Annotated in this window: 16 protein-coding genes; 11 read left to right on the top strand and 5 right to left on the bottom strand. The window is 54.2% G+C overall.

The genetic code is table 11. The annotated features are described in order from the left end of the window. The first annotated feature begins 115 nt into the window (after positions 1–115). The 7 genes from B7G66_RS03665 (at position 116) to B7G66_RS03635 (ending at position 6,518) form a co-directional block, all read left to right on the top strand. On the top strand, positions 116–1,240 hold the full coding sequence (locus B7G66_RS03665) for an ABC transporter substrate-binding protein (protein WP_040510645.1): 1,125 nt from the start codon (positions 116–118) through the stop codon (positions 1,238–1,240). A 107-nt stretch (positions 1,241–1,347) separates the two neighbouring features. Continuing rightward, positions 1,348–2,130 (top strand): ABC transporter permease, encoded by a 783-nt coding sequence (locus tag B7G66_RS03660; RefSeq protein WP_202795164.1) that lies wholly within the window; start codon positions 1,348–1,350, stop codon positions 2,128–2,130. Further along, the gene (locus B7G66_RS03655) at positions 2,127–2,828 is read left to right on the top strand and encodes an ABC transporter ATP-binding protein (protein WP_003619129.1); all 702 of its coding nucleotides are present in this window, start codon (positions 2,127–2,129) and stop codon (positions 2,826–2,828) included. The genes B7G66_RS03660 and B7G66_RS03655 overlap by 4 nt, the downstream gene beginning before the upstream one ends. A gap of 84 nt (positions 2,829–2,912) precedes the next feature. After that, positions 2,913–3,299: a rhodanese-like domain-containing protein gene (locus B7G66_RS03650; protein WP_003619131.1), complete on the top strand. Its 387-nt coding sequence runs from the start codon at positions 2,913–2,915 to the stop codon at positions 3,297–3,299. Between the two features lie 369 nt (positions 3,300–3,668). Then, complete coding sequence (locus B7G66_RS03645) at positions 3,669–4,673, top strand: TauD/TfdA dioxygenase family protein (protein WP_080545421.1); 1,005 nt, start codon at positions 3,669–3,671, stop codon at positions 4,671–4,673. A 113-nt stretch (positions 4,674–4,786) separates the two neighbouring features. Further along, on the top strand, positions 4,787–5,236 hold the full coding sequence (locus tag B7G66_RS03640) for an RrF2 family transcriptional regulator (RefSeq protein WP_040510650.1): 450 nt from the start codon (positions 4,787–4,789) through the stop codon (positions 5,234–5,236). 271 nt (positions 5,237–5,507) lie between these two features. Further along, positions 5,508–6,518 carry an aldo/keto reductase gene (locus tag B7G66_RS03635; protein ID WP_003619140.1) on the top strand — a complete coding sequence of 337 codons (1,011 nt, stop codon included), beginning with the start codon at positions 5,508–5,510 and terminating at the stop codon, positions 6,516–6,518. A 220-nt stretch (positions 6,519–6,738) separates the two neighbouring features. On the opposite strand, the gene B7G66_RS03630 is transcribed toward B7G66_RS03635, so the two are convergent. Continuing rightward, positions 6,739–8,136 carry a DHA2 family efflux MFS transporter permease subunit gene (locus B7G66_RS03630; protein WP_040511793.1) on the bottom strand — a complete coding sequence of 466 codons (1,398 nt, stop codon included), beginning with the start codon at positions 8,134–8,136 and terminating at the stop codon, positions 6,739–6,741. Positions 8,137–8,180: 44 nt separating this feature from the next. Further along, positions 8,181–8,750, bottom strand: a complete 570-nt coding sequence (locus B7G66_RS03625; RefSeq protein WP_003619144.1) for a hydrolase — start codon at positions 8,748–8,750, stop codon at positions 8,181–8,183. A 105-nt stretch (positions 8,751–8,855) separates the two neighbouring features. Here B7G66_RS03625 and B7G66_RS03620 point away from each other — a divergent pair, with 105 nt between their 5' ends. Further along, on the top strand, positions 8,856–9,479 hold the full coding sequence (locus B7G66_RS03620; protein ID WP_040510652.1) for a TetR/AcrR family transcriptional regulator: 624 nt from the start codon (positions 8,856–8,858) through the stop codon (positions 9,477–9,479). A 316-nt stretch (positions 9,480–9,795) separates the two neighbouring features. Here the strand turns inward: B7G66_RS03620 and B7G66_RS03615 are convergent, their stop codons facing one another. The 3 genes from B7G66_RS03615 to B7G66_RS03605 form a co-directional block, all read right to left on the bottom strand. Then, positions 9,796–10,299, bottom strand: a complete 504-nt coding sequence (locus B7G66_RS03615; RefSeq protein ID WP_003619148.1) for a heme-degrading domain-containing protein — start codon at positions 10,297–10,299, stop codon at positions 9,796–9,798. Continuing rightward, entirely contained in the window at positions 10,290–11,360 is a 1,071-nt protein-coding gene (locus B7G66_RS03610) for an oxidoreductase (protein ID WP_003619150.1), read from the bottom strand. Before B7G66_RS03610 ends, B7G66_RS03615 begins: the two co-directional genes overlap by 10 nt. Positions 11,361–11,841: 481 nt before the next feature. Next, positions 11,842–13,203: an aminotransferase-like domain-containing protein gene (locus tag B7G66_RS03605; RefSeq protein WP_040511794.1), complete on the bottom strand. Its 1,362-nt coding sequence runs from the start codon at positions 13,201–13,203 to the stop codon at positions 11,842–11,844. Positions 13,204–13,373: 170 nt separating this feature from the next. Here B7G66_RS03605 and B7G66_RS19030 point away from each other — a divergent pair, with 170 nt between their 5' ends. The 3 genes from B7G66_RS19030 (at position 13,374) to B7G66_RS03595 (ending at position 15,594) form a co-directional block, all read left to right on the top strand. Continuing rightward, the gene (locus B7G66_RS19030) at positions 13,374–13,625 is read left to right on the top strand and encodes a hypothetical protein (RefSeq protein ID WP_003619155.1); all 252 of its coding nucleotides are present in this window, start codon (positions 13,374–13,376) and stop codon (positions 13,623–13,625) included. After that, complete coding sequence (locus B7G66_RS03600; protein ID WP_307723142.1) at positions 13,589–14,236, top strand: DMT family transporter; 648 nt, start codon at positions 13,589–13,591, stop codon at positions 14,234–14,236. Before B7G66_RS19030 ends, B7G66_RS03600 begins: the two co-directional genes overlap by 37 nt. A gap of 443 nt (positions 14,237–14,679) precedes the next feature. After that, entirely contained in the window at positions 14,680–15,594 is a 915-nt protein-coding gene (locus B7G66_RS03595) for a dihydrodipicolinate synthase family protein (RefSeq protein WP_003619158.1), read from the top strand. Positions 15,595–15,703 lie beyond the last annotated feature (109 nt).

The raw sequence follows: 15,703 nt of genomic DNA, 5'->3' as shown, positions 1-15,703 counted from the left end.
GCATATTAAGATCCTTCCCCAAGGCATAAATACACCAAAAAATTTGAATTGCACAAATTATAACGAACGTGCAAAGTTATATTTATTAATAACTATTATTTTGGTGTGATTGCCGATGACAAAGGGAGACCGCATAGGGGCAGCCGCCGTGGCCATCCTGTTGTTTCTTGCCCTGATCCCACTGGTGCTGCACGGTGTCAGGAGCAATCCTGCCGTTCGTGGCGGGCTGGCGTTATCCGAAGATCTTCCTCAACAGGTGCCCCCAGGTGTAACGCTTGCGATCGGTGATCCCATGACCCAGCAGGTCCTGGCTTATACCGGATGGGAACGCGAACTGCCGTTCACTGTCCGTTGGGCCAATATTACGGGGGGACCTGCAACGACCGAGGCCTTTCATGCGCGTGCCATTGATGTTGGCAGCGGTGCCAATATCCCACCCATCAGGGCAATCTGGGTCGGTATACCGGTTAAGATCATTGCTGTGCGTCTGCGCCAGCAACCGCTTTTACATCCGATTTACGTCTTGGGTGTCGCGCCAAAAGCGGATGTGAAGACGCTGGCGGACCTGCGGGGCAAAAGGATCGCATTCAGCCCAGGGCAGGCCCAGGGAGTGGTTGTGCTGCGTGCCCTGCATGCCGCCGGTTTGACGCCGGCTGACGTGACGTTGGTGGATCTGCCGACGACGCGAATAAATAATTACAACGGCGCCCTGGGGGCGGGAATTGTTGATGTGGCGCCGATCGCCAGCGGGGCGCTGGCGGCACGTTATCTGGCTGAATGGGGCAGTTCCGGTGGAACGGTCATTGATCATGGAGCCTTTCGTGACGATCCTGATGTCCTTTATGTGCGCACTGAGACTTTGCAAAATCCGGCAAAGGCTGCGGCGTTGCAGGCATATGTCCGTATGTGGGCCAGGGTTGCCGCCTGGAGGGATGCGCATCCTGATGAATGGGCAAGGCTGTATTATGTGAAATTCCTTGGATTATCGCCCGACGCCGCCTGGGCTGAGGTGGAGCGTGCTGGGCATGCCGATATCCCGCATGACTGGTCGTGGATGGTGGGCTACCAGCAGGAAACGATTGATCTGCTGGCAAAAGAGACCGGTCGCCATTCTTTCGATGCGGAGCATCTGTTCGATCGTCGTTTTGAATCTGTGGCGACCGACGGGGTTGCGGATTATACGGCACCCGCCATGCAGGGAAAAAGCCGTTTGAATCACCAAGAAAATGGAGCCTTGTAATGAATGTAAAATCAACGCTGCCTCCTTTTCTGACGATGTTCTTTGCCTGGTCACAGCCTGATCCCCTACAGGACAAGGCAGCGCAGGACGATAGCAGACATATGAGGATGACCACGCAGCGGCTGTCACCGCCACCAGCCCTGCGTTATGGCTGGCTGGCCGGACCTGTTTTCCTGCTTGCCTATTGGGCGGCGGCATCGGCTTCCGGCCTGATTGACACGCGGATACTGCCTGCACCGTGGGTTGTCGTCAGTACAGGGGTGGATCTGGTGCATGATGGACGTCTGTTGGGTAATCTTCTGATCTCTCTCGTGCGTGCTGTAGAAGGTTTTGTAATCGGGGGGCTTGCCGGAATAGCTCTTGCCTTGCTCTCTGGGCTCAGCAGGGCTGGTGATTATTTTGTCGATGGTATTGCACAGGTCAAACGTGCGGTGCCCGCGGTGGCGTTGATTCCGTTTTTCATTCTCTGGTTCGGTGTGGACGAAGGCATGAAAATCATGGTCATAGCCGTCGGCGCCTTTACACCGGTCTATCTTCATACCCATACGGCACTGCGTGCGATCGATATTCGTTATGTCGAACTGGCAGAAACGCTGCGTATTGGATACTGGAAGTTTGTTTGGCATATCGTTCTGCCTGGCGCCTTACCGGGAATGATGCTGGGGCTGAGGTTTGGTGTCATGGCGGCACTGCTTGGCCTGGTCGTGGTCGAAGAAGTGAATGCCACCAGCGGTATCGGCTATATGATTGATCTTGCACGCACATATGCGCAGTCGGATGTCATGCTGGTTGGTCTGGTAACGTATGTTGTCATTGGCGTTATTGCGGATCAGACATTGCTGAGGGTTGAAAGGAGGGTTCTCTCCTGGCGACGGACCCTTGCGGCATGAGCGTCGTGCGGGTTCGAAATCTCGAACGGCATTTTACGCGTAAAGGGGTGCTGAATGGTGTCGATCTCGATATCGCCAAAGGTGAGTTCGTTGCTTTGCTTGGGCGTAGTGGTTCGGGTAAGTCAACGCTTCTGCGCGCTTTGGCCGGTCTTGATCATGAAGCACGCGGCAGTGGTGTGATTGAAGTTCCAGAAGATCTGGCCGTCGTTTTTCAGGATGCGCGGTTACTGCCGTGGAAGAACATCATGGATAATGTCGTGTTCGGGCTTGATGGTTCTGATGCCGCTGCGCGTGCGCAACATGCTTTGGAAGAAGTTGAGCTCAGTGGGCGGAGCACATCATGGCCACATGAATTATCAGGTGGGGAGCAGCAGCGCGTTGCTCTTGCGCGTGCTCTGGTCAGGAAGCCTCGTCTTCTTTTGGCGGATGAGCCGTTCGGGGCCCTTGATGCGTTGACAAAAATCAGGATGCACACGCTGTTGCGCCGCCTGTCGGTCATCCATAGGCCAGCCGTTCTGCTTGTGACCCATGATGTCGAGGAGGCCATTGCTTTGGCGGACAGGGTTATTGTTCTTGATCATGGAAAGGTGATGCATGAGGAAAGAATTGTTCTGCCTGACGATGAGTATGCGCGCGCGATCATAAGTTTAGAGCTTAGAAAAAAGCTGTTATGTTATCTTGGTGTAGAGCCGCAGTAATAATGCACGTCTTTTACGGTCGTGAAGTGTACAGTCATTCATAATATTACATGTGAAATGGGACAAAGAAGGGAGAAATGTGCGATGTCTCGTTATGACGACATCCGGAAACTGGCGGCTGAGGCACGGTTACGCATCGTGGAGATCAGCCCGGAGGAAGCGCGTGTCAGGATTGCGCAGGGCGTTCTTGTCATTGATGTGCGTGATGAAGAGGAAATCCGGCGTAATCGTCCATTGCCCGGCGCGTTGCAGTTCAGTCGGGGACGGTTGGAATTCCTGATTGGCGATGCAGTCAGCGATCGTCATTCGCCATTGATCCTGTATTGCGCAGGCGGGAACCGTGGTGCGTTGGCCGCGGATAGTCTGCGACGTCTTGGTTACAGCCAGGTCTATAATCTTCGTGGAGGGCTGCATGCCTGGCGTGTCGAAGCTGGGCAAACTTGGATAGAGCCTCTTTTGTCGGAATATTAAAATGATCGGAGCGATGGAAGTATCTGCCGACTTGTAAGAAAGGAAAACTTCCTGTTTCTGGAAACCTGTGTTGAAACCTATGAAAAATGAATAAGGGAAAATGTTGTTGACTAACCATACTTAATTGATGTGTTTTATATGGTATGGATGAAAGGCAGGCGTTCCGTAGGCCAGATTCGCTTCAACGACCCAGACTTCCTGCAGGACACCGGGCACCATGTCGCCCATTACAGGGATCTTGCGAAAACGGCAGACTATGAAAATTTTTGGCTGATATAGCCGAAAAACCAGTTTTCTACCAATCGGATAGAGTGATTACGCAACATCTTCTCCCCGATTACTGTGCTCGTATGATACGGAGTCTACATCATGTCTCAAACCATTCTTACCGAAGTCCGTGAAGCTTCAAAATCATCTGCTGTGGGTGGCGGGAAGGAGTTTACCGTTATTCCGACCGGTCCTGTTATCGGTGCAGAGGTTCTGGGAATAGACCTGAAAAATCCGCTTGATACTGCCACCATCGCAGGATTGCGGCAGGCGTTGCTGCAGCACAAGGTCCTGTTTTTTCGCAACCAGCCAATCACCGATGCTGAGCAGGTCCGTTTTTCGCGTTATTTCGGTCAGGTGACGCCCGCGCATCCTATCAAGAATGGCCTTGTCGGGCAGCCAGAGGTCATGGAGAACATAAAATCTCTCAAGGCTTTGCGCGAGAACATCCTGAGTGATGTGGAGCAACAGCAGCTTCGTGCAAATGGTCGGCATTTCCGTAGCCGTGGCTGGCATACCGACATCACATTCGTTGCCAACCCGACATCTATTTCTTTCCTTCGTGGGATCGAAATTCCTGAATTTGGGGGGGATACGGCCTGGGTTGACCTGGAGGCTTTATATAATAGTCTGTCCGATACGCTTCGTGGTTTCCTTGATGGTCTGAGCGCGGTGCATGGTCGGGATGATGCCCGGATTGGCTTTCCGTTGCCACCACGTCGGGATGGACGGTACAATGGTGCTTTCCTTGCTGAACATCCTCTTGTGCGTATCCATCCCGAAACGGGACGCAGGTCGCTTTTCCTCAGTCCGGGGTTCATTCGTTATATCCCGGCATTGCGCCAGGGGGAAAGTGATACGCTGTTGTCCTTTCTGATTGAGGAACTTGCCGGCCGGATTGATTTGCAGGCGCGATTCCATTGGACGCCGCATTCGCTTGCCGTATGGGATAATCGTGCAACGGCGCATTGGGGACCTGTCGATGATCCCTATTTTTCAAATGAACGTATCGTTCACCGCACCACTGTTGATCCTGATGTCGCGCACGGTCCCGGCGGGTTTCAGTCGCGTCAGATCCTTGGGGAACCGTTTTATGCGCACCACTGAATGTAAAGAGGGACACATTCTGTTCCGTGATGCCGCTTCTCAGTCCGCATGTATGACCATATAATACCAACCAGATCAGGATTGTGGATAATCTTTAGGGAAAGGCATCGAAAATGCTCTCGCAGCGTGCACGTTATGCGCTTAAGGCGCTCTTGAATCTTGCGAGGGCTGATCGACCGTCACAGCAAGTAGGAAATATTTCGGATCAGGAGAATATCCCAAGGAAATTCCTGGAAACCATCATGAGTGACCTGCGTCGCGCCGGACTTGTGACCAGCCAGCGTGGCAGTGGTGGCGGTTACAGGCTGGCGCGTCCGGCTGATCGGATTATGTTTGCGGATATCATTCGCGTTACGGATGGTCCAATTTCGATGCTGCCATGTGTCAGCCGCAATTTCTATGAACAATGCGAGGATTGCAGTAACGAGGAAATTTGTGCCTTGCGCAAAATTTTTGCCGAGGTCCGCACCGCTGTTGCGGATATTCTGGATCATCGTTCCCTGGCCGATGCCCTGTTATTGGAACGCCCTGAAAAAACTGTTCCATCCAAGGCTTCTGTGTAGAATATTAAAATGATAAATTTCAGATTTAATATTTAAAAAATAATCGCCGATAACTCAAACAATTATAAAATTTTTAGAACATTTTTCATAATATCACGAACGGAGATTTTATTTATATATTATAAATGTATTTTAAAATTATTTTCTGAAAATATTTAGTTTTATATGCACCATAAGTATGTTTCTGGCAACTGATATATAAAACTCACGGGATTACGGTATGGGCGAAGCGAAAAAATGCCGACTGCCTGAAATCTAAAGGAGAATATTCATGGATGACTATCGTTATCTGGGGCACAGCGGATTGAAAATTTCACCGCTGACATTGGGGACAATGATGTTCGGCGGTGTCACGGATGAAGCCGTGTCACGACGTATTATCGAAAGTGCGCGCGATCATGGCATCAACTCTATTGATACGGCCGATGTCTATAATGCTGGTCAGTCAGAGGTTGTCGTCGGTAAGGCGATAAAGGCGCAGAGAGATTATTGGGTCCTTGCGACAAAACTGGCGAACAGGGCGGGGAGTGGCCCTAATCAAGGAGGATTGTCGCGTAAATGGATTATCGAGCAAGTTGACCATAGTCTTCGGCGCCTTGGAACAGATTATATCGACATTCTATATTTCCACCGTGCGATCTTTGGCGTGAGGCTGGATGAACCGGTGCGTGCGGTTGGCGACCTGATTCGTCAGGGTAAGATCCGTTATTTCGGAATTTCGAATTTTCGCGGCTGGCGTATCGCGGAAGTCTGTCGCATTGCGGATATGCTGGGGGTTGAGCGTCCGATTGCCAGCCAACCGCTTTATAACATCGTGACACGACAGGCTGAGGTCGAGGAATTGCCTGCGGCGGCTCATTATGGCCTGGGTGTTATTTCCTACAGTCCTCTGGCCAGAGGTGTTTTAACGGGAAAATACCGCACTGATAGCGTTCCGCAGGGAGATAGCCGGGCAGGGCGGGCGGATAAACGTTTGCTGGAAACTGAGTGGCGGCCACAATCCCTCGAAGTGGCGGAGAAAATTCGTTCCTATATTCAAAAAAGAGGAATTTCGATCGCAGATTTTGCCGTTGCATGGGTGCTGGGTAATCGACTTGTCACATCAACAATCGCGGGGCCACGTACGGAGGAGCAATGGGCAGGATATCTGCAGGGACGGAAGGTCAGTCTGACAAAGGAAGACGAGGAATTCATTGATACTCTGGTGGCCCCAGGTCATGCATCTACCCCCGGTTTCAGTGATCCCGGTCATCCTGTGGAGGGAAGAGTGGTCCGTGCATAAGTGCATATCAATCGGATGTAACTCCCCTTGCGTGTGGGATCTATGCCATGAAGCTCCTGACCTGATGACCGACATTGTGTCGGACGGCCTGACTGAACCATGATCGTCTCTGACGCCTCGCAGGGGGCAATATGTTCTGCTGTGTGCGCGGTCGGGGGCGTGATACACGTCCCCGATATATGGGGTTGATGAATGAACAGGGCCAAATTCTTGCGCTGTGTTATGAACGGGCTGCGCCTGCGCGGTGTCGGGGTAATCTCAAAGTTCCTAGAAACAGCACAATATGAAATATGCAGAGTAAACTAAATGTTTCTGAAAATATCTCTGACACCCCGGTGGTAGATATTCTCCAGTCAAGGAATGTTGCACATAATGTTGTCAGGGTTGGCCCCCCGATCCGCTGCATGATGTTCAGGGCGGTTGTTGCCATGGGAATGTCGGTGCGCCTGACGGCGGCATAACCCGCGCTCATGGTGGGGATTCCAACGGCGCCCATTCCGGCACCGCGCAGGAAAAGGGCGATCACCAGACCACCGATGCCGAGGCCGGTATGGGCAAGGACGGCCAGCAGGGCTGTGCCCGCAATGGCGCATAGGGCACCACAAGAGGTGAGGCGGCGAATGCTGAAACAATCCGTCAGGCGTCCCATCAGGGGATAGGTGCAGAACATCCCCAGGCCCAGCGGCAATATAAACAGTCCCGTACGTTCGGGCGAGACCCCGCAGGCATGGATAAGCCATACCGGCAGGAGCATCTGTCCCGCGAACGAAACACCATTCATCATGAACAATATCGCAGCCGACGTTGAAAAGGTCGCGTTGTTGAACAGGCGCAGGTCAATCAGCGCCAGATCACCTTTCCGTCGTGCAAAGCAGAAATAGGCGATGAAAAGCAGCAATGCCCCACACAGCGCGGTCTGCCCGATGCGCAGTCTTGCATGATCCATGCCGTAAAGGAACGCCGTCAGGGCAGGGGCCAGAAGCGCCAGCCCGATAACATCCAGCGGGCGGGGGCGTATCGTATCCTGATCATCAGGTAGAAACAGGATCGCGAGGAGCAGCGCAAGCAGACCGAATGGCAGATTGAGAAGAAATATCCATCGCCAGGATGCCACCGACAGGATCACTCCCGCCACGACCGGACCAAGAAGGGGCGCCAGCAGGATCGGCATGGTAACAGCGCTGGCGACTCTTGGCATATGTCTGCCCGCCACCCGTGCAACGGTCATTTGTGCCATGGGGGCCAGCAGGCCGCCTGCCATGCCCTGTAGCAGGCGGAAGACGATAAGGGAGGGGGCGGACCACGCCACGGCGCATAGGCCGGAAGTGATCGTAAAGGCTGCGAAACAGAGCAGATACACTGCACGGCTGCCGATCCGGGTGACAAGCCATCCATTCAGCGGGAGCGTCAGTGCAAGGGCCAGCAGATATCCGCTGACCACCCATTGGATGACAGAAAACGGCGCATGCAGCGTCCCCGCAAGATCCGGCAGCGAGACATTCACGATCGTCGCATCAAGCTGTGACATGAACGAGCCGATTGCAGCAACGCTGACAATTTTCCAGATGCCGGCTGGAAGCTGGCCTGTCTCCTGCTGCTGCGCGGGGGCGGTGTCCATATCGGCGTCATGGTTCGATACAGGCATGCCGGATGAGCCCGTCTTCATGCGGCAAGGGTTATGAGATCACTTGTTGTCACCCGCCCGAGCATTGGGAAGATGTTATCACAGGCGAAACGCTGCATGGCTTCGGAAAAGGTTGCTGTCAGGTCTTCGGCAATGACAACGCCATATCCATGTTCATGGGCGGCACGGGCTGTCGATTCAACGCCCATATTCGTCGCGATCCCCCCAATTACAACGGTTTCGATCCCACGCCGCCTGAGCTGCAGATCAAGACCCGTGCCATAAAACGCCCCCCATTGCCGCTTCGTCACCAGAAGGTCCGTGGGTTCTGCCAGCCCTTCGACAAGTTCGGTCCAGTCCGGGGCGAATCCACCTGCCGGAGGTGAGAGGGGACGATCCACCTCTGTGCGCACGGCATCTGCGAAATCCGGTGCGAAGGCGACGTTGACCAGGATTACGAGTGATCCTGCCGCGCGGAAACGGGCGGCAAGTTTTTGGGATCGTTCGACGACCACTTCGCCTGTAAAAGGGACCACGGGACGCCTGACGATGCCTTTTTGCAGGTCGATCAGGATCAGGGCCGTCCGGGATGCCGGGAGAGAAATCATGACCAGTTGTTTCCCGTCTGTGCGCGCTTTACGCGGACTTATTGTCCGACAGTCGCAGGGTGGATAAAAGTTGAGGATTAACTCAAGTATGGACATTATTTGAGGATGGACTCAAATACGTCAAGTGAGAAACGCCAGCCCCTCCAGCCAAGTCGGGCGGCCGGACGTCAACGCGTGGCGGAATTGCTGCAAGCTGCGTCCGATCTCATGGCAGAACGGGGCTATGACGCCACCACCATGGCAGAAATTGCCGCACGGGCGGGGGCGAAGGTCGGCTCGCTCTATCGCTTCTTTCCCAACAAAGAAGCGATAGCCGAAACGCTGTTACAGCAGCAGATGGCCGTTCTGCATGATGAATATGAAGCCTTGGCGGGGCGGGCATCGACGCTTTTGCCCGAAGAACTTGCCGATATCCTGATCGACCTGATGGTGACACGTTATCCCCGTGTCAAATCGCTTCCCGCATTGATGCAGGCACGCACTGACAGCGTGGAAATCCGCAATGTTTCGCGCGCGCAGGCAATACAGGGGATTTCAGCAGCATTGCGGGTCTGTGCGCCAGCATTGGACGAAGTGGTGGCAAAAGATATTGCGGCAGTGGTGCTGAACAACATGAAAGTTATGCTGGGCATGACCCTCAAGGAGGCCCCGACGACACCCGGTGCCCCCGATGAACTGCGTCGCATGAATCGCCTGTATCTGTGCGCACGGCTTGATCCCTGGCGATGATGAAACGGTTTCTGGCGTGGTGGTGCCCATGATATCGCGTGTAAAGTCGGTGCATCATGACAAAAGAACAGATGGCGACGATGGCCCCTTGATGGAAAAGGTTGGGGCATGTGTATGATGGAGGCCCAATGGGCAAAGAGCGGCTGCCTGACCATGCTCAGACGGTTTGAGGTCGCATGTGGGCGATCAGGCAGGCCGCAGATTATAGACCGGCCCGATCGTCCGCGCTTCCGGGGGCATCAGTCCACTGCGATCCTGCATCATGCCGGGTGTAGGTAAATGGGCGGGCAGGACCCGTGGTGCGGCAGGAGGAGGTTCAGGGGATGTTGCTTTCAAGGGTATGCTGCTTTGGGTCCAGCCCGAGTGCCACGCAGAGTGCCGTGACAACCAGATTATGGTCTTCGCGCTGATCCAGCCCTGATACAGTCACGGAACCGATAATGCCGGTTTTGTCCAGTATGATCGGGAACGCCCCACCATACGGAGCATAATCCTGAAGTGACAGGCCATAGCGTTCCGTGAGGGTTGTTCCCTTCGCCTTCAGGTCCAGCCCGATTGCATAGCTGCTTCGCCGATAGCGATCGACCATATTGCTTTTGCGGCGGATCCAGTCGGTATTGTCCGGTGCCGATCCCGGCAGGGCGGCAAAGAACAGGGGGCGATTGAAGGTACGGATATCTATGGCGATCGGTGCCCCGTTCGTCTGTCCCCATTCCCGAAGGAACTGGCCAAGCTGCCACGCATTGGCTTCATCGAATGTTGGAAAAAGAAGTTCGTGTTCCTGCTGCGCGATCATGCGCAGGTCATCTGCTATGGCCATGCGGCGATTTCCTCACTTGTCAGATCCAGCCCGACAGAGGCTTTCGCCCGGGCGGATTGGTTTGCGGCTTCGATAACGGCCATTACGGCCAGTGCCTGGAACGGGGGCACGGGATTCGCCCCGACACCTGTCAGCGCATCCGCAATATGGGCATAATAGCGTCGCTGATCCCCCATAAGTGCAGGAATTTCCTGCTCTGATCCATGTTCATCATACATCAGGAGCGGGTCTGGATCATATCCCCAGCCATCATGACCTGGTGCCATGCCCGCAAGAAGCTGGGCTTCCTGGCCATCGGGCTTGCGTTTGAGAATACTGCCTTTTTCACCATGCATGACAAAACGCGGCACGCCGCCGGCAACCAGCATGCTGCAATGCAGGATGACACGATGGTGATCATATTCCAACACGACATGCGCCCAGTCGTCCGACACGGCGCCATTGCGTTGCCTCATAAGGTCGCCATGCACGGCAATGGGCAGGCCAAACAGGCATAGCGCCTGATCCACCAGATGTGGGCCAAGGTCGAACCACAGGCCGGCGCCCGGCTGATCGCCTTCACGCCAGCGTTTGCGGACCATGGGGCGAAAACGGTCAATGTGGGATTCAAAATGCGTAATCCGACCGATCAGACCGGTTGTGAGCGCGTTTTTCACACTCAGGAAATCACTATCCCAGCGCCGGTTGTGGAAGACCGACAGCAACTTGTCCTGCTGTGCCGCCAGCGCCACCAGATCACGCGCCTGTGCCAGCGTCAGTGTGAAGGGTTTGTCCACGACGACGTTCTTGCCCGCAAGCAGTGCCTGTCGTGCCAAGGGGGCATGGTGCGCGTTCGGGGTTGCGATGATGACAAGGTCAACATCCTTGCATGCGATAAGGGCCGCGGGATCAGCATCAACCGTAACGTCCGGCAGGTCGGCATGCACCTTTGCACTATCACTGGATGCGACACGGGTGATCCGCATGCGCGGTTCCGCCATCAGCAGAGGTTTGTGAAATGTCTTGCCCGCAAATCCGTAGCCAATCAGGCCAACACGGATGGTGGAAGGAAGCTGGCTCATGATCGGATATATCCCTTCAGGCTGCAATGATGAATCCCTGGCCGTGCCTGCCTTGCCCCGGTTCTGGCCGGGAAGTGCCTGGCGAAAAGCAGCAGACGAATCGTGCCGGGATTATCACGGGGTACAGATTGTACGTGACCGAATTCGGGATGATCGGCAAGCTGCCATGCGATGGTCTTTGTCTGTCCTGCCGCCAATAATATATACAGCCCGGAGATACCGGCGCCCCATGAGCAATCTGTTTCGTGATGATCTCTCGCAATTTACGATAATATAGGGTTGCGGTATTACGATTGACACCGACAAGCTCGCCGGCCCCCCAGACCGGCGGGTCCGCAACAAAGTGCTCCAGAAGGTATTTTTGGATGCTGACAGGCAGCCGCCCACGATGACGTGCTTTCATGTGACATACCAAGCCTTTATTGGCGTACCTATGCCAGCCCCTTCTGTTTTTCCTTGTATGGAATTTGTGGGATAAAAATTATCGACGGCCTGTCAGTATGTTTTCAAGAGAATGAAAGATCTTTTCATCCATGCATTGCGTGACATTGAAACGCATGAATGAAGAAGCTGACTGACTGACACTAAAGACGTTCCCTGGGGCATGAATGATTTTGTCATCCAAGCTACGTAGGGCGATCTGTGTGGAATCCTGCCCATCGGGCAGTCGACCCCATAAATAAAAACCGCCCTTTGGTACGACCCAGGGACATATCCCCAGCATTTCCAATTTATGTATTACTGTTTTGCGGGATTTCTCCAGATGTCGTTGAATTTCAAGCATGTGTTTGCGATAGCTCCCCCCTTCCAGCACATCGGAGATTACTTCGGTAATCACGGGACTGGGGCCGCCAAAACTGGTTGCTACTTGCAGATCAATCAGGCCGTCAATCAGATCCTTGCGCGCAGAGATATAGCCACACCTGACGGAGGCAGAAAGCGTTTTTGAAAAACTTCCAACCCGGATCACATGATCCAGCCCATCCATCACAGCCAGTCGGGGGGAGGGTATCGTTTCGAAATCTGCGAAGATATCATCTTCAACAATCAGGAGACCCGCAGCAGAAGCAGTATTTAAAAGGCGAAAGGCAGTCTGGGGTGAAACCATCGCCCCCGTAGGATTGTGCAGCACCGAGTTGGTAAGATAAAGATGCGGTTTTTCATGCAGGACAATCCGTTCGAAAGCTTCGATGTCCGGGCCAGTCGCGGTATATGGAACCCCTATAATCCGGATTTCATGTGCCCGGAGCAAGGCTTGGAAATTGAAGTAACATGGATCATCCACCAGTACCGTATCACCGCGACGCAGCAGTAGGCGGCAGATCAGGTCAACAGCCTGCGTACCCGAACCTGTCAGCAGAACCTGATCGGGGCTGATCTCCAGCCCTTCTTCAGCAAACTGGGCTGTCAGGAAGCGGCGCAGGCGTATTGCGCCCCTGGTACTGCCATATTCTGACAGAATGACGTTTTCTCTACGTGCCACGGCCCGAAATGCCTTGCGCAGGGCTGCATTGGGCATCCATTCCGTCGGAAGCCAGCCGCATCCCGGCTTTAGAACTGTAGGGTCGGAATCAAGGGACTGGCGCGATACCCAGAACGGGTCGATGGCCCTTGCCGCCGGTGTCGTGGCATCTGCCAGCGCCAGAGGAGGAAGTGCGCGCCCTGTCACATAAAAACCCGATCCCTGACGTGGTGCAATAACTCCCTCGGCAGCAAGCCGATCATAAGCCTGCACGATGGTGGAAGGGGAGGCCTGCATGGTTCTGGCCAACTGTCGGATGGATGGCAGGCGATCACCAGGAACAAGGGCGCGGGTTGCTATGCGCTGTCTGATCGCCTCCATGATGGTGGATGTGCGTATCTGTGGATGTCCCAATGCCAGCCCCGGAAAGTGTATGGGTATTATTACCAATACAGTTTTTCATAACTGTATCAGATTGTGGCTGGTCCGGGGAATTTTATCTTCATAATTTCGAATATACGCAGACATCATGATACCAAGGATTCCCGTCGATGAAACGGACAACAGAAGGATGGGGCAGCGGTTTGCTCGCTGTCATCATCTTCAGCGGTTCTCTTCCTGCAACGCGGGTTGCGGTTGCTGATTTTTCCCCGATTTTCCTGACCTATGCACGGGCCGTGATTGCTGCCCTGCTGGGGGGGGGATTTTCCTGGGCGCATTCCGTCAGCCTCGGCCGCAACGATGCGATAGTGTTCCGCTCATTCTCGTGGCGGTCGGTGGGGTGGTTGGTTTTCCACTGCTGACGGCACTGGCGCTGCAGCATATTACCGCTGCCTATTCAATTGTGTTTATCGGCTTGTTACCACTGGCAACAGCAATTTTCGGGGTTTTGCGTGGTGGCGAGCGACCAAAGCCTGCTTTCTGGTTATTCTCCATTATTGGTGCGACTGCTGTCGCCGGGTTTGCATTTTATGGCAGTCAGGCCGGGAATTTTACAGGTGATCTCCTGATGGTGGCGGCCATTCTTGTCTGTGGTCTTGGATACGCGGAAGGGGCAACACTCTCCCGCCGCCTGGGGGGATGGCAGGTCATTTCATGGTCCCTGCTGTTGTCTCTACCGCTCATGGCGCTGATTGGCCTGGCCTACCTGCCCACCAGTTGGGGGAATATCCATGTCTCTTCATGGATTGGCCTTGGTTATGTTTCAATTTTCAGCATGCTGATCGGCTTTATCTTCTGGTATCGTGGTCTGGCGATGGGGGGGATTGCTAGTGTCGGGCAGCTTCAGTTGCTTCAACCTTTTTTCGGGCTGCTGCTTGCCGCATTTTTGCTTCATGAACCGATTGCGTGGACTATGCTGGCTTCAACGTTTATCGTTGTTTTGTGTGTGGCTGGTGCAAAACATTTTTCCTGACTGTGGTGGATAATACAGATCATTGTATAATCACGACTTCTGCCGACCTATGTCCTTGCCGAAACCAACGACTGCGGGCGGCGGACCACCCGCAGGATATTATGGAATGCAACAGGTAATTCCATCATCGTCGGCGTAATGTGCTATTCGGGAGTTTTTCCTGCTCTGGAAGGGGATAGTTCCGCGCCAGATGCCTGCATGTGCACATGGGCACTTGTGCCGCCAGTGCTTACATATCTGGGGAGTCTGGAGTTTTCCAGACGGCCTCTGTGCCCATGCCAGGGTGGCGGCTGTCGCAGCGATTGGATATCGTGCTCAGGGCGAAGGTTCTGCCTGTGTCGTAGTGGTGGTAAACAAACAGCGTCTTTGCCAGGTGACGTGCTGAATCAGGCGTTATCTGAAATCGATGGGCCTCAATGTTTCATCAGGGAATGATATTTAACATGTCTATTTTTCATGGTCTGTCGGCGTTTCCCATTACACCAGCCAATGAACATGGTGCCGTTGATGCGGAAGGTGTCATGCGTCTGACAGATCATCTGTCGATCAATGGCGTGGATTCCATTGGCCTGTTGGGCAGTACCGGAACTTATGCCTATCTAAGCCGTGTCGAGCGGCGTCGCGCTGTTCGTGCTGCGGTCAAGGCTGTCGGGGGGAAAACGCCCCTGATCGTGGGGATTGGTGCGCTGCGTACTGATGATGCGCAGAACCTTGCAAGTGATGCCGCAGCCGAAGGGGCGGATGGATTATTGATGGCCCCGGTTTCCTATACCCCCCTGACACAGGACGAAGTGTACCAGCATTATGTTGCGGTGGCCGGTGTCACGTCTTTGCCGCTGTGCATTTATAATAACCCCAGCACGACCCGTTTCAGTTTCGGGCGTGAGTTACTGGAGCGGCTGTCTGATGTCCCTAATATCGCGGCCATAAAAATGCCCCCTCTGCCAGAGGGGGCATTGGCACAGGAGTTGACGGCATTACGGGGCAGCCCGGTTGGAAAACTCAACATCGGCTACAGCGGGGACTGGATTGCGGCCGAAGCCCTGCTGGCCGGATGTGATGCATGGTTTAGTGTGCTGGGTGGTTTCCTGCCAAAACTGGCCAAGGCACTGGTGACTGCGGCCTATGCAGGTGATGTTCATGCAGTGAACCATTACCAGCAAACCCTGCAGCCGATGTGGCTGCTCTTCAGGGAGTTTGGAAGCCTGCGTGTGGCTTATGCCGCGACCAATGCCATGGGGCTTTTGACGGCCCGACCGCCTTTGCCGATCCTGCCACTCGACTCCCACAACCAGAACAGAGTTGTTGAGGCACTGCAGGCATGCCTTGGCCATGATGGCGCGATGATTATGTCGTGACGCATGTATGATGATGGTGCGCTTATGACTTCATATGGACTGATGTTGAGCCGTGATGGTCGCATGTCCTGTGACATGCGAGGGCGCAATGAAAAAGCGGGGTATCTCC

Origin of the sequence: Novacetimonas hansenii JCM 7643, assembly GCF_000964405.1 — a bacterium.
Taxonomy (GTDB): Bacteria; Pseudomonadota; Alphaproteobacteria; order Acetobacterales; family Acetobacteraceae; genus Novacetimonas; species Novacetimonas hansenii.
The sequence above is the reverse complement of the archived record's forward strand: the minus strand, read 5'-3'. Positions and strand labels throughout refer to the sequence as shown.

Coding starts and splice junctions, on each gene's coding strand:
- B7G66_RS03665 (WP_040510645.1), top strand. CDS start 116: ATGACAAAGGGAGACCGCATAGGGGCAGCCGCCGTGGCCATCCTGTTG.
- B7G66_RS03660 (WP_202795164.1), top strand. CDS start 1,348: ATGACCACGCAGCGGCTGTCACCGCCACCAGCCCTGCGTTATGGCTGG.
- B7G66_RS03655 (WP_003619129.1), top strand. CDS start 2,127: ATGAGCGTCGTGCGGGTTCGAAATCTCGAACGGCATTTTACGCGTAAA.
- B7G66_RS03650 (WP_003619131.1), top strand. CDS start 2,913: ATGTCTCGTTATGACGACATCCGGAAACTGGCGGCTGAGGCACGGTTA.
- B7G66_RS03645 (WP_080545421.1), top strand. CDS start 3,669: ATGTCTCAAACCATTCTTACCGAAGTCCGTGAAGCTTCAAAATCATCT.
- B7G66_RS03640 (WP_040510650.1), top strand. CDS start 4,787: ATGCTCTCGCAGCGTGCACGTTATGCGCTTAAGGCGCTCTTGAATCTT.
- B7G66_RS03635 (WP_003619140.1), top strand. CDS start 5,508: ATGGATGACTATCGTTATCTGGGGCACAGCGGATTGAAAATTTCACCG.
- B7G66_RS03630 (WP_040511793.1), bottom strand. CDS start 8,136: ATGGACACCGCCCCCGCGCAGCAGCAGGAGACAGGCCAGCTTCCAGCC.
- B7G66_RS03625 (WP_003619144.1), bottom strand. CDS start 8,750: ATGATTTCTCTCCCGGCATCCCGGACGGCCCTGATCCTGATCGACCTG.
- B7G66_RS03620 (WP_040510652.1), top strand. CDS start 8,856: ATGGACTCAAATACGTCAAGTGAGAAACGCCAGCCCCTCCAGCCAAGT.
- B7G66_RS03615 (WP_003619148.1), bottom strand. CDS start 10,299: ATGGCCATAGCAGATGACCTGCGCATGATCGCGCAGCAGGAACACGAA.
- B7G66_RS03610 (WP_003619150.1), bottom strand. CDS start 11,360: ATGAGCCAGCTTCCTTCCACCATCCGTGTTGGCCTGATTGGCTACGGA.
- B7G66_RS03605 (WP_040511794.1), bottom strand. CDS start 13,203: ATGGAGGCGATCAGACAGCGCATAGCAACCCGCGCCCTTGTTCCTGGT.
- B7G66_RS19030 (WP_003619155.1), top strand. CDS start 13,374: ATGAAACGGACAACAGAAGGATGGGGCAGCGGTTTGCTCGCTGTCATC.
- B7G66_RS03595 (WP_003619158.1), top strand. CDS start 14,680: ATGTCTATTTTTCATGGTCTGTCGGCGTTTCCCATTACACCAGCCAAT.